Source organism: Methanoculleus sp. UBA291 (assembly GCF_002499755.1).
Taxonomy (GTDB): Archaea; Halobacteriota; Methanomicrobia; order Methanomicrobiales; family Methanoculleaceae; genus Methanoculleus; species Methanoculleus palmolei.
On sequence record NZ_DANC01000005.1, the window covers coordinates 1 to 11,889 of the forward strand.

Here is an 11,889-nt window from a genome sequence, read left to right on the forward strand (position 1 = left end):
AGCAATAGCCGTGTCAACCTATTCCGGATGTTGCGTTCTCACCGTCGATGCCAAACCCGATGCTGAACTGTTTTACGAAAGGTTTGGGTTCCATAGAACCCTGAAAACTAAAAAGAAGAACACGATACCGATGTATCGCTGCAATATCTTCTAAATCGTCTCAGCAGCGCAGGTACTCACGATAAACCGTCGATGCGGTGTGGGGACGGCGCGAAGGCACGGCGGACGGACAGTTGGCAGGTCCCGCCATGGGGCCACGATACGGCAAAGCAAACCGCTACGCTCTCACCACCTCCGGCGAGAGGGGAAGGCTTGTTCTCGCGTCCACACCTGCTTGTTGGGGGCACAAACCTCACGCCGGGCGACGTGCCGCCTCCCCTCTCGTGCAGCAGAGGTACTCCTGCGCGTACCCGGCCAGACTCCCCGAAGCAATCTCGCTGAAAAACAACTCTACTGCATTCCACTTCCCGTAACGTTCCAGATCGAAGCCGAACGGCCCCCCTCGTTTGTGTTATCCGTTGTTTCCATCACCCGTACATTCTCTGCAGTCCGGGCCTCCCTTCCCCATCTCTGCCATGAAGCGGATACTCTCGTCGTAGGCCTCAAGCGTTTGCACTTCAACAATCCGCGATGCATTCCGGGGAAGGAGGGGAAGTACCCGGGAGAGATCGATATTCCCGTGTCCCAGCGCCTGGTGGGAATCATCAGAGCCGTCGTTATTATGAAGATGAACATGCAGGGGTTTTCCTATGGCGAGGAACTCATCCAGCGCCCCGTTGAGGTTGGCATGGCCGAGATCCAGGCAGAATGAAAGCCCTGCCTCCTGCAAGACCGGCAGGAAGGAGGGATCGCGGAAATGGCACACCTTCCAGCTCCCCATGTTCTCCACGGCGACCGGCACCCCGTACTCCTCCTGGATTGCTGAAAGATCTCCAAGAGACTGTTGAAGTGCCAGGTACGAACGATCGAGAAGCTCGATCCAGGGCGAGAAACCGGGGTGGACGACCACGCACCCGGCACCGATCTCCCCGGCCGCCCTACAGACTTCACGGAGGAGACCGAGCGATGCCTGCCGGATCGGTTCGCGGCAACTGGCGATATTGATATCGGCGGTCGGGGAATGAACCGTGTACCGGAGGTCGAAGGAGAAACAGGCTTCCGAACAATAGAGGATATCGTGGGCAGCCTCCGAGAGGATCTCGACCGTATCGGTACGGGCGGAGAGGGTCTCCAGAACCTCGGGAAGTTCCCGGTCCATGAGACACCACGTCGAGCACCCTAACTCCTGCATGAAGTTCCTCCGATCATCCCTGCGAAAGCGGCGGTCGCCACCTCCCTGTCGGCGGGGTCGAAGGACCGAACTTCACGGTATTTCGGTGATTCGAGGCTAAAAAAATCCCCGACGTTCCGAACCCCATACACCTCTCGGGCCGGGACGATCTTTCCGGGCATCTTCGAACGAGGGGGCTTTTTCGCGGGAAAAAGAGGCTTCTGCATGATAGTAGTGTCTTCATCTTAACCCAAAATAGTTTTACTAATTCGAGTCGGTTTTACTCTCCGGTTGATCTCCCGGACGCCGTCGCGGTATCTTCGGGAGAGGAAGGCCCGCTCCCGTCCCCGCGAAGCGATATGCGATGCTCCGACAGGAACGACGCTCAGGAGCACGCTGGTTCGTAAGAACCGGAGCGCGAGCACCGTCCGGCGCAAACTCACTCCGTGTGACGTGCAGGGCCCCGTGCGCAGTAGAGGTACTCCTGCGCGTACCCGGCGTACTCCCCGAAGTAGTCCCGCGCGAACCGCCGGATCCGCTCGTACTCCGCCGGGGTGCAACTCCGGCCCGTGAGGTCCGGGAGGTAGGTCTCCGCCACGATCCGGCGTATCCAGACGTCGACCGGGAACGCCTCGAAAAACCCGAACGCAAAGAGCAGCACGCAGTCCGCCGCCTTCGGCCCGACGCCCCGGAACTCCATCAGCGCCCGCCGCGCCTCCTCGAAGGGAAGGGCCGCGACCCGTTCCGCCCAATCGGGGTGCTCGCTTGCATAGGCCGCGGCGTCCCGGACGTAATCCGTCCGGTAGCCAAGTTTGCAGTCCCACAGGTCCGCACAGGAGACCTTTGCGAGCGCCTCCGGTTCGGGGAACGCATACGCCGTCTCGAAGGGGCCGTCTATCCGTCTCCCGTAGCGCTCCGCCATCAGCGCGACCCGCCGCTTCACCGCCGGGATGTTCGTGTTCGTGGCGCAGAGGTACGAGATCAGACACTCCCACGGCGGCTGCCTCACGAGCCGGAGCCCCCGGCACTCCCGGATCGCAGCGCCGATCGCCGGGTCGCGGTCGATGGACGAGAGGACGGCGGGAAGGTCCTGGTCGAGCCGGAAGTAGTCGCGGATGAACCTCTCGTCCGCCCCGGCAAACGTGAGAGCCTCTGCATCCTGCCGTATGCGAACGGCCCGGCCGTCGACGACGCCCTGCCACCGCCCGTCCGCCTTCTCCCAGCGGAAAGCCTGCCCGCAGGAGAGCGTCCGGTCGAGGTCGAACGGCTGGTCGGCCCGGAGCATGATCGCCGTCATGTCCGGCGGGTAAAAAAGAATTGATTACTCTGCCTTCTCATCCTTCATCTGCCGGTAGACGCATGACTGGACGTCCTGACCGAGTTTCCCGATCGCGTCCGCCCGGCAGCGTGCGCAGTGGCGCATCTGCTTGATATACAGTGCGCATCGGTCCTGCATCTCCCGCTTCTCCTTCGGCGTCGGAGGAGTGATCCCGGCGAACTTATACTGCGGGATGAGCGGGATGACGTTGAAGGTGAACGCCCCCATCTCCCCGACCTTCTTTGCGATCTCGGGGATATGCTCGTCGTTGATCCCGGGGATGTAGACGGTGTTTATCTTGACCAGCATCTTCTTTGCAACCGCCATCTCGATCCCCTTCATCTGCTGGGAAAGAAGCAGTTCCGCCCCTTCGCGCCCATGGTACTTCTTCCCGTTGTACTCGACCCAGGAGTAGATCTTCTCCCCGATCGCAGGGTCGATGGCGTTGAGCGTGACCGTCACGTTTCCGACATCGTTCTTCGCCAGTTCCTCGATCGACTCGGGGAGTACCAGACCATTTGTGCTGATGCACAGGATCTGGTGCGGGAACTCCTCGTGAATCAGTCGCAGAGCCTCAAACGTCTCGGGATTTGCAAGCGGCTCACCCGGTCCCGCGATACCGATCACCTTCACGTACGGGTACTCCTTGAGGACGTTCCTGACGAGATCGAGCGCCTCCTTCGGGGTGAGAACCCTGCTCGTCACGCCCGGCCGGCTCTCATTCACGCAGTCGAAGTCTCGCACACAGTAGTTACACTGGATGTTGCACTTCGGAGCGACGGGGATGTGGCAGCGCCCGAAGGCGTGGCACGCTTTATCAGAGTAGCAGGGATGCTCGCTGATCTTGCGCAGTTGTTCCGGATCGTAGGGGACCTCTCTGCCCCGAACCGTCGCGATCCGATACGATTCATCGGCCATGTAATTATGATCTATGTCCCGGGGGATTATATACTGATGGTTACCGGGGGCTACCGGCATTCATACCCGTCGGTTCGCTCGGTCTCTCAGTGCGCATCCCGCTATCGGGCTCCGGCACGGCTTTCTGGGGTGTGTCCCGGCTCCGGTCAAGGATACGGCAGATGTCGGGAAGAACGAGGCAGACCGGGAAAAAACCGAAGATACTGTGATATTCCGATGCGTATACTTTCATCCGCTGGTAGTCTCGTTGCATCTGCGAGAGATTTGCCATGAGATCCGCAAGATGCCCGGACCCATGGAGTTCCTCCGGTGTTTTTGGGAATGCGGCAAGCCGGTTCAGGATACCGTCCCGCCAGACATGGACCTTGTAATCGCTCACCTGCAAGGAGAGTTCCCGGCTGTATGCCCCCTGCAGGTACCGGACGATGGTGACCTGCGAAGCGAATATGACCGCGAGCAGCAGGAGGTCCCACCCGAGGACAAGGTTGACCGAGGCGAGGAATGTCGAAAAGGTCACCCCCGGGAGAAGCATTGCCGATACGGCGAGGACTCCGCTTGCGGCTCCAATGACGGCGACGACGAGGACGACCTGCATCGCCGCCCTCCATCCCGCCCGGATCTTCTCCTGCATAGTTACCCGCATCACGTCGAGCGAGAGGAAGAAACTCGTCGTATAGGGCTTGAAGTACCAGATGCCGGCATAGAAAAGGACGATTGCAAGGGACTGAAGAGTGATCAGCGATGCCGTCCCCGTTTCGAGCGATCCCGTTACATACCCGCAGAAGAGTGCAAAGAGTATATTGACGCCGAATATCAGACCGAACCCCGCGGCGAGGGGCTGAGAGTTGATGAAGAAAATGTCCCAGAGCACCTTCCCGAGCGCCTGCAGATCGTGAACCGCAGGGTGGGGCCCCCCTCTGGTAGCCCGGAGCGATCGGAGGACCTCCCGGACGGTCTCCCCGCCCCGGGAAACCGTCACCCCCTCTCCGGTCGGGATCATCAGGATGAAGGGGTTCACCATATACAGGATGAAACTCGATGCAATCCAGTACGGCATGAAGTGGTGGGGGAGGATGAGCAGGAAGAAGAGGTTTGCGAGGAACGCGGCGAGAATGAAGGGCCCTGTGGCGTGAAGGCGGTCGTCGCGTGCGAAGAGGGACGATTGCCGCCGCTCTTCGCATGCGATCTCGTCCATCACGTCTCTTGAAAGCGCTTCTGCTTCCCGGGCACACCTCGTAAAGAGCGTGTCTTTCTCCGGCCCCGCCATATGCGGGAAGACAGTGGTCTTTTTAGGATAAATGCATTCGCAACGAAGGTGAACCGCTCCCGATCCGGCGAAAAAAAAGGGAGTTCAGGCCGCCTGCCGGGGCAGGTCGAGCGGAGAGGACTCCGTTTCGGTTTCCTGCACGTCGGTTGCCTGTTCGATCCCGAACCTTTCCTCTGCCGCCTTCAGGATTCGCCCGAGCATCTCGGAGTACGTGAGGCCCGCATACTTTGCCATCTTTGCGAGGTGGCCGTCCCAGCACCAGCCGGGGTTCGGGTTGACTTCCAGGAGTTTCGGGTTGCCGGCTTCATCCAGGCGCCAGTCGAACCGGCAGTAGTCGCGGCACTCTAGACGCTCAAAGAGGACAAGACAGCACCTTACAATCGTCTTTTCTGTTTTTTCGGGGAGATCCGCCGGCTTCGAGACGATCTTCCAGTAGGGTGAATCCGGGAGCCACTTCGCTTCGTAGCCGCAGATCCGGGGAAATTCCGCGGGCAGCGCAGAGTAATCCTCCTCGATGACGGGAAGCACCGTGCAGTAGCCCGACGGATTTCCGATGATCCCGACGCTGATATCTTTCCCGGTGAGAAACTCCTCGACGAGGAGCGAGCGGTCATAGCCGAGTGTCGTCCGGAGCGTGTTGATGATATCGGAGAGTTCCTCGATGGTATGGGCGATGCTCTTCTGTGTGATGCCGTATGATGAGTCGCCCGCGTTTGGCTTGACGATTGCCGGGAATTTCATCCCGACGGCGTAGGTACGGTCGCCGGGCGTTATGAAGCAGGCATCCGGCACCGGGATACCCATCTCCTTCGCGACGCCGCGCACAAGCGACTTATCGTAGCAGAATGCAAGCGACTGCGGTCCGGAGCCCGTATACGGTATATCGAGCATCTCGAGAAGCGCCGGGATGTGGAGCTCTTTCCTCGGGTCGTTGTTGAACCCCTCGTCGCAGAGGTTGAAGACATAGTCCACCTTCCCCTTCAGTTTCAAGAGATCCGGGATCATGGTGTCGTGTTTGCACAGGAAGGTGAACCGGTAACCCGCACGTTCCCGGAGGGCCGCCTTCATCTGGCCGATGGTGTAGAAGTCGTCGTCGTCAAAGGTGCAGGAGGGCTTTAAAGCGTCGGGCTTTGCCGGGTCGCCGAGCATCACCGCGACGTGCTTTGTCCGCTCCTGCTCTCTTGTCTTTGTCGTCGACCAATCTTTCTTGAGGACCGCCGTGACAATGTGGCGGCGTTCCATCATGCCGAGATCCTGGTTCCGCTGCGACTCCGTGGCGATGTTGTGGAAGGTGATCCCCGAGAAATCGGCCCGCTCCAGGAGCCGCCGGAGTGCCTCGGGAGTATAGAGACGTTCGGCGTAAAACTGGTCGGCTATGACACCCTTGTCGACGTCGGTGATCACCTCCCGGGATATCAGGCGCTGCTCGTCGAGCGAGAGGGACCGCTCGCGGCAGACGAACATAGCGTCGTCGATCCACTCCCACGACCTCGGCTGGAAGTGCTCTTTCAGGTAATCGCCGTCGGCCACATCCAGGAGCACCCGGCCCCAGGGTTTGAGGATGCGCCGGAGTTCGGTGAGGATCCGCAGGTCTTCCTCGACAGAATCAAAGTACCCGAAACTGTTCCCGAGGACAAGGACAACGTCATAAGTGTCGGTGCGGTACGGGAGCCGACGTGCATCCCCTTCCCGGAACCGGACCGGGAGCCCCTCTTTCTTTGCGGTGGATCGGGCACGGTGGATCAGGTAATGCGACTGGTCGAGGCCCTCGACGTTATAACCCCTCCGTACGAGTTCGAGGGTGTGCCTTCCCTGGCCGCAACAGAGGTCGAGGATCTTCGCGTCGGGTTCCAGGTGCAGGATCTGAACAATCTGATCGATCTCCCTTTCCGTGATCTGCCGGTCGTCGACGACGTCGCCGTCGGTTTTCAGGTAGAGACGATTAAAGATGCCCTTCCACCAGTCGGATTTCACATGCTCTTCAAGGTTCGGGACAGGACCAATCGTCTTCCTTTCCCGGTGTTTTCCCTTTGGTCTGCTATCGGGAGGTTCGTCTGTGTGGTTCTCGTCAGTCATGCTGAGCCACTCACCTTAGTCCCATCTCCAGGATAGAACCGGCGATCTGCCGGATGGTAAAAGAGAACGGTTATCGTGTGTCATAGTTGGATGATCATTCGGTAGGATGGTATCGATAAAAGCATTGTGCCGTTGTTCTTTCTGCCCGGGGAAACAACTGCATTACGGGGGAATTTTTATCGCCAAAAGACCTCGTCACGCACCGGGTGAGAGGTCCTGCGTTGTCCGGTGCGGGACCCGAACCCGGTGGGGATACATCCGGGCGATTTTTACTCTCCGAGATCCATGAGAAATATCTATATGCAGGCGTGTTGTTGTATATGTGCAGTCTATCTGCATGGTTGAAGTACATGGAAGAGAGATATCCGAGCAGGGGTCCCCGCTCGTTCCAGGATCGCCCCCGCGAGTTCCACAAAGCAGTCTGTTCCGACTGCGGCAAAGAGTGCGAAGTACCTTTCAAGCCGACGGAGGGCCGGCCCGTCTACTGTCGCGACTGCCTCCCGAAGCACAGGAAACCCCGATTCTAACCTCTTTTTTTGCGCACGGCCCCCGTGCGGCGTGACTGCTACCGGCAGCATCGGTTATGCGAATTTCCTCTCCGGACCGTGATGCCCGGGAGAACCGATTGACGGGGTGCGGTCACACAATGAGCCTTCTTCTCATCAGCCTGATGGCGAGGACGAAGAAGAGGGCGGTGGCGACGGCGATCCAGGCCAGGTTGAAGAGGTTCATCGGAGAATAGGCCGAGAGCGTGATTGCCCGGTTGATACCGACGACGTGGGTCAGCGGGAGAACGGCGAGGGCGAAGTACTGGATCGGCTGCGGAAGCAGGTCGAGGGGGAAGAACGTTCCCGAGAAGAGGAACATCGGGGTGATGAAGAGAAACGATGGATAGTTCAGCGCGTCGATGCTTGGCGTTATCGCCGTAAAACACATTGCAATCCCTGCAAAGAGAAGACCGACGAGGTAAGCAAAGGGGATGAGGAGCAGGGACGACGGCATGGCCACGACGCCGAAGAGGAGGAGCACCGGGAGCATCAGGGTCGCATAGATCATCCCGCGGGTGGCCCCCCAGAGCATCTCTCCGGCGATCACTTCGTCGATGCTGACCGGCGTTGCGATGATGGCGTCAAACGTCTTCTGATAGTACATTCGGACGAACGACGAGTAGGTACACTCAAAGAAGGCTGAGTTCATCACCGATATCGAGACGAGGGCCGGTGCAATGAATACGGGATACGGTATCCCGTCGACGGACTCGATGTAGGTCCCGAGCCCGAACCCCAGGGCCAGGAGATAGAGGACCGGCTCGACAAAGGGCGGGATAAAGTTTACCTGGTAGGTCCTGAGAAAGGCATCCCAGTTCCTCTGCCAGACGCTCTTCACCCTTCCGGTGATATCGATCAGTCGCTCGCTCACTCCCGCAGCCTCCGTCCGGTCAACCGCAGAAAGACATCCTCCAGGGTCGCGGGGCGAACCGTCACTGCTTCGTGCCGGCAGACCTCAAGCAGTTCGCGTGCTACGTCGTGGGGACGGTCCGTGAATACCTGAAGCATATCTCCGACAAGGTCGTAGTTCACGCCAAGCTCGGTCAGTCGGGCGATCACCTTCGGCGTCTGTTCGACCTCAACGACATCGCTCCCGGCATGTTCCCGGATAAGGTCTGCCGGGGGCCCTTCGACGAGGATCTTCCCGTGGTCCATGATCACCAGCCGGTCGCAGAGGCGTTCCGCTTCGTCCAGGTAGTGCGTGGTGAGGACAAGGGTGTTTCCTTCGGCCTGGAGGTTCCTGAGCCTCTCCCAGATCAGGTGACGCGCCTGCGGGTCGAGCCCGATCGTGGGTTCGTCGAGGATGAGCAGTTCCGGCGCGTTGATCAGGGCCCGGGCGATGATCAGCCGACGTTTCATCCCGCCCGAGAGTTTGTCGACCCGTACGTCCCGTTTCTCTTCAAGTTGCATGAACGCGAGGAGGTTTTCCGCCCGCTGCTCCGCTTCCTGTTTCGGGATGCCAAAGTAGCGCGCATAGACAAGCAGGTTCCGATAGGTTGAGAAATCCGGGTCGAGGTTGGTCTCCTGCGGCACCACCCCGAGGCGGCTCTTGATCTCCCGCTGGTGGGTGTTCACGTCCATGCCGAAGACCTCGAGCGTGCCGCCTGTCTTTGGAGAGATGCACTGGATCATCTTCATGGTCGTCGTCTTTCCCGCCCCGTTCGGCCCGAGAAACCCGAAGACTTCTCCTTTCCTGACCCGGAAGGCGATATGGTCGACTGCGACGAGATCCTCGAACCGCTTCTCGAGGTCGCGCGCTACGATGACGTCTTCGATTGTTTGTTCCTCCAGATATGTCTGTGGGGGCGTGCGGATACAAATTCTTTCGCTTACCCCCCTGTCTTCGCTTCCGCCGGGGTAGGTTTGCCGGAATTCCCTCCGCCCGCATCTTTTTTGCCCGGGCAACACCCACTACTCTCATTCGCACATGGAGGAGCGGTGATACCACGACAGATGGTGCTGGAGCATTGGGTGCGGGGCCGGAGGGGACAATCTTCCCCTCCGACGCCGTCTATGTGGGTTCGACAGAGAGCCGCGGCCGGGGCGTATTCGCCCGCAGGGCGATTGCGGCAGGCGAATTGATCGAGGTCTGTCCGGTGATCATACTCGGGGGAGCGGACGAGCAGGAACTCCTTGACCGGACACGCCTTTACAACTATTACTTCGCATGGGGGGAGCACCCGGAGCTGGCCGCCGTGGCACTGGGCTACGGTTCGCTCTACAACCATTCATATCACGCGAATGCAGATCATGTCTGCGACGTTGCCCGGGGCGAGATTCGTATCTCTGCTCACCGCGCCATCCGGAAGGATGAGGAGATTACCATCAACTACGGCGGCCGGCCCGACTGCCCCGATCCCGTCTGGTTCGATGTTGTGGAGGAAGATGGGTAACTTCTCTCCCCGTCTCTGTCGTTTGACGCCGTTCAATCGCAGCTGAGCCCGGAAGAGACGTGACGGCGATGGGTATCGCGAACGACCGGCCTGGCCAGCGTCCCGGCACCTCCGGGCTACTACAGAGCGACGGCCTGGATCTCCAGTGGAAACGAAGGGGTCTACGACGATCACCCATGATTATCGGAAATCTCTATAGTCCTCCTGCCGCCCGACAGCTCTGGCGCAGTGGGTTTTTCTCAGAAATCGCCTTTGATTTGGGGAAAGTCCTGGAGTTTAGGGACGCTGATCGGAGGCGTGACGGGGAGGGATATCGTGAACGACTGGTCGGGCCAGTGCCCCGGCACCTCCGGATTACTACAGAGAGGCAGTCCAGATCTCCAGTGGAAATGAAGGGGTCTACGACGATCTCCCCTGTTCATCGAAAGTCTCTATAGTTCTCCTGCCACCCGCCGCTCCTCCCGACAGCCCTGGCGGCAGTGCGGGCCTCTCAGAAACTTCCTTTTATTTAGGGAGATTATCGGAGTTTAAGGATGATTTTTGGAGATTTCGATGAAGGATCCGGGATGCGGGTGGGCGAGCACGGAGGTATGGGCTGAATCTCCCGGGTTCCCCTTTTGTATGGAAATGCAGTTTCCGTCCTGTATGTTTGTTGTCCAGAAGACATTATGAGGGTTTTTGGCCGGATCTGGGCATACTGCGGAATTTGAGTTCTCGGGGTACAATGACACGCTCCGGTTGGAACCTGTGGGGCGACGACACAGATGTCGCCGCCCTGAAATGAGTAAGTTTCTCTCAGTCGATGGCGACCATGACCTCTGTCGACTTGATCACGGCGTAGACCTTCTTGCCGACGGTAAGCCCGAGGCTCTCCACGGATTTTTTGGTGATGACCGAGACAATTTCGCCGCCGCCGGAGAGCGCGATGACGACCTCTGCGGTGACCACACCCACATTAATTGCCTTAATCGTTCCCGGCAGCTGATTCCTTGCACTGAGTTTCATGTTGCATCAGGGTGGTGATTTCACAGCCTGATTTATATAGATATTGATGCTCAACACCTTAGCGCGTCGTGCGCCGCATACCTTGCCTAGGTTAGATCGAAGACCCCTAAATCATTGGACATCGAGTTTTCTACTTAATCCATAGGTGGAAGCGCATAATCTCCGTATTTGGGCAAATCCTTATATATACAGGAAACCGGTTCTCCCGGTTATACGCCGCCCTGCAGAACGTCATGCCTGAGGAGGCAACGATCATCGGAGAATTGAAGAGAAAATAACTCGTCCTCTTTTTTCCCGAGGATGGGTTTTCCGGCCAGGACAAGATTGGCCGGTACACGCAATCCTCATGGGCGTTTCCCGGCCGATCCCCACAGAAATGGGCGAATGCTGTTCGGGAAACTGGGGTCTTGCACCCCTACACAAAGTGTATCCCTTTGGATGGCAGACACCATGTGTATGCGGACGATAGAAGTATCCGATGCAATTTATCAAGAAATCATCTCGCGCAGAAAAGGAAGAAAATCGATCAGCAAGACCCTTGAGTGCGAATTAAAGCCCAAAAAAGTGGTAGCCTGCGAGACAGCCGTGAACGTTAAAAAGGTCGATGAAATGGTCCGAAGAACCAACAGAGAGAAAACATACACCTCCGGGGAACTTCACGCAAAATACGGAATTTAACTATTTCCGATAGATCCACGAGTAACTTGTACAGGCCAAATATGAAGGTTAACAGAGTGGCATAAGGCAAAAGAAGGAGTGCTGTTGTGATTAGCTCACTATCCATTGATCTGAGCGTTTTTCGATAGCATATAACTGTATTACAAGTGTGTCGCGGTCCCTCACGAGACAGATCCCTCTATCTGCCAAAAATGAGGAGAGAATAGTAATGCCGTTACCTCCCGCACAACTCGAAAGAATGCAGTATCTGCTTGGCAAGTCTCAGAATACTTCGCTGACGCCGACAGAGCAGAATGAATTATGGCGTTATGTCGTAGCGGAGAAGCCGGAGGCAAAGGACGTCACGTTTGAAACCGTGGTGACGCTGGGACTGATCATCGTCGGTGCGTATCTTCTCGAAGTCATCCTAAAAGTTT

Annotated in this window: 12 protein-coding genes; 4 read left to right on the top strand and 8 right to left on the bottom strand. The window is 58.2% G+C overall.

The window, feature by feature from the left end:
- The first annotated feature begins 10 nt into the window (after positions 1-10).
- Positions 11-154, top strand: coding sequence for a GNAT family N-acetyltransferase (locus tag BP737_RS14750; protein ID WP_394339346.1), 144 nt, complete (start codon positions 11-13; stop codon positions 152-154).
- Between the two features lie 357 nt (positions 155-511).
- On the opposite strand, the gene BP737_RS01115 is transcribed toward BP737_RS14750, so the two are convergent.
- From BP737_RS01115 to BP737_RS01135, 5 genes are all read right to left on the bottom strand, one after another.
- Entirely contained in the window at positions 512-1,291 is a 780-nt protein-coding gene (locus tag BP737_RS01115; RefSeq protein ID WP_292410506.1) for a sugar phosphate isomerase/epimerase family protein, read from the bottom strand.
- 418 nt (positions 1,292-1,709) lie between these two features.
- A complete protein-coding gene (locus BP737_RS01120) occupies positions 1,710-2,567 on the bottom strand; it encodes a DNA-3-methyladenine glycosylase family protein (RefSeq protein ID WP_292410508.1) in 858 nt (285 codons plus the stop codon).
- Between the two features lie 24 nt (positions 2,568-2,591).
- Positions 2,592-3,506, bottom strand: coding sequence for a nitrogenase cofactor biosynthesis protein NifB (gene nifB / locus BP737_RS01125; protein WP_292410510.1), 915 nt, complete (start codon positions 3,504-3,506; stop codon positions 2,592-2,594).
- Between the two features lie 40 nt (positions 3,507-3,546).
- Entirely contained in the window at positions 3,547-4,773 is a 1,227-nt protein-coding gene (locus BP737_RS01130) for a hypothetical protein (RefSeq protein ID WP_292410512.1), read from the bottom strand.
- A gap of 84 nt (positions 4,774-4,857) precedes the next feature.
- A complete protein-coding gene (locus BP737_RS01135; protein WP_292410514.1) occupies positions 4,858-6,849 on the bottom strand; it encodes a methyltransferase domain-containing protein in 1,992 nt (663 codons plus the stop codon).
- 350 nt (positions 6,850-7,199) lie between these two features.
- Between BP737_RS01135 and BP737_RS01140 the strand changes: the two genes are divergently transcribed.
- Complete coding sequence (locus BP737_RS01140) at positions 7,200-7,376, top strand: CxxC-x17-CxxC domain-containing protein (protein ID WP_292410516.1); 177 nt, start codon at positions 7,200-7,202, stop codon at positions 7,374-7,376.
- A gap of 112 nt (positions 7,377-7,488) precedes the next feature.
- Here the strand turns inward: BP737_RS01140 and BP737_RS01145 are convergent, their stop codons facing one another.
- Entirely contained in the window at positions 7,489-8,268 is a 780-nt protein-coding gene (locus BP737_RS01145) for an ABC transporter permease (RefSeq protein ID WP_292410518.1), read from the bottom strand.
- On the bottom strand, positions 8,265-9,173 hold the full coding sequence (locus tag BP737_RS01150; RefSeq protein WP_292410529.1) for an ABC transporter ATP-binding protein: 909 nt from the start codon (positions 9,171-9,173) through the stop codon (positions 8,265-8,267). The genes BP737_RS01145 and BP737_RS01150 overlap by 4 nt, the downstream gene beginning before the upstream one ends.
- Before the next feature lie 191 nt (positions 9,174-9,364).
- Between BP737_RS01150 and BP737_RS01155 the strand changes: the two genes are divergently transcribed.
- The gene (locus BP737_RS01155; RefSeq protein WP_292410520.1) at positions 9,365-9,790 is read left to right on the top strand and encodes an SET domain-containing protein; all 426 of its coding nucleotides are present in this window, start codon (positions 9,365-9,367) and stop codon (positions 9,788-9,790) included.
- Positions 9,791-10,585: 795 nt separating this feature from the next.
- Here BP737_RS01155 and BP737_RS01160 read toward each other — a convergent pair.
- The gene (locus BP737_RS01160) at positions 10,586-10,795 is read right to left on the bottom strand and encodes a TOBE domain-containing protein (RefSeq protein ID WP_292410522.1); all 210 of its coding nucleotides are present in this window, start codon (positions 10,793-10,795) and stop codon (positions 10,586-10,588) included.
- A gap of 456 nt (positions 10,796-11,251) precedes the next feature.
- Between BP737_RS01160 and BP737_RS01165 the strand changes: the two genes are divergently transcribed.
- Complete coding sequence (locus tag BP737_RS01165) at positions 11,252-11,473, top strand: hypothetical protein (RefSeq protein WP_292410525.1); 222 nt, start codon at positions 11,252-11,254, stop codon at positions 11,471-11,473.
- Positions 11,474-11,889: the final 416 nt, after the last annotated feature.

Bases quoted from the DNA above. Each gene is read 5' to 3' on its own strand.
- BP737_RS01115 (WP_292410506.1), bottom strand. From the start codon at position 1,291: ATGCAGGAGTTAGGGTGCTCGACGTGGTGTCTCATGGACCGGGAACTT.
- BP737_RS01120 (WP_292410508.1), bottom strand. From the start codon at position 2,567: ATGACGGCGATCATGCTCCGGGCCGACCAGCCGTTCGACCTCGACCGG.
- nifB (WP_292410510.1), bottom strand. From the start codon at position 3,506: ATGGCCGATGAATCGTATCGGATCGCGACGGTTCGGGGCAGAGAGGTC.
- BP737_RS01130 (WP_292410512.1), bottom strand. From the start codon at position 4,773: ATGGCGGGGCCGGAGAAAGACACGCTCTTTACGAGGTGTGCCCGGGAA.
- BP737_RS01135 (WP_292410514.1), bottom strand. From the start codon at position 6,849: ATGACTGACGAGAACCACACAGACGAACCTCCCGATAGCAGACCAAAG.
- BP737_RS01140 (WP_292410516.1), top strand. From the start codon at position 7,200: ATGGAAGAGAGATATCCGAGCAGGGGTCCCCGCTCGTTCCAGGATCGC.
- BP737_RS01160 (WP_292410522.1), bottom strand. From the start codon at position 10,795: ATGAAACTCAGTGCAAGGAATCAGCTGCCGGGAACGATTAAGGCAATT.
- BP737_RS01165 (WP_292410525.1), top strand. From the start codon at position 11,252: ATGCGGACGATAGAAGTATCCGATGCAATTTATCAAGAAATCATCTCG.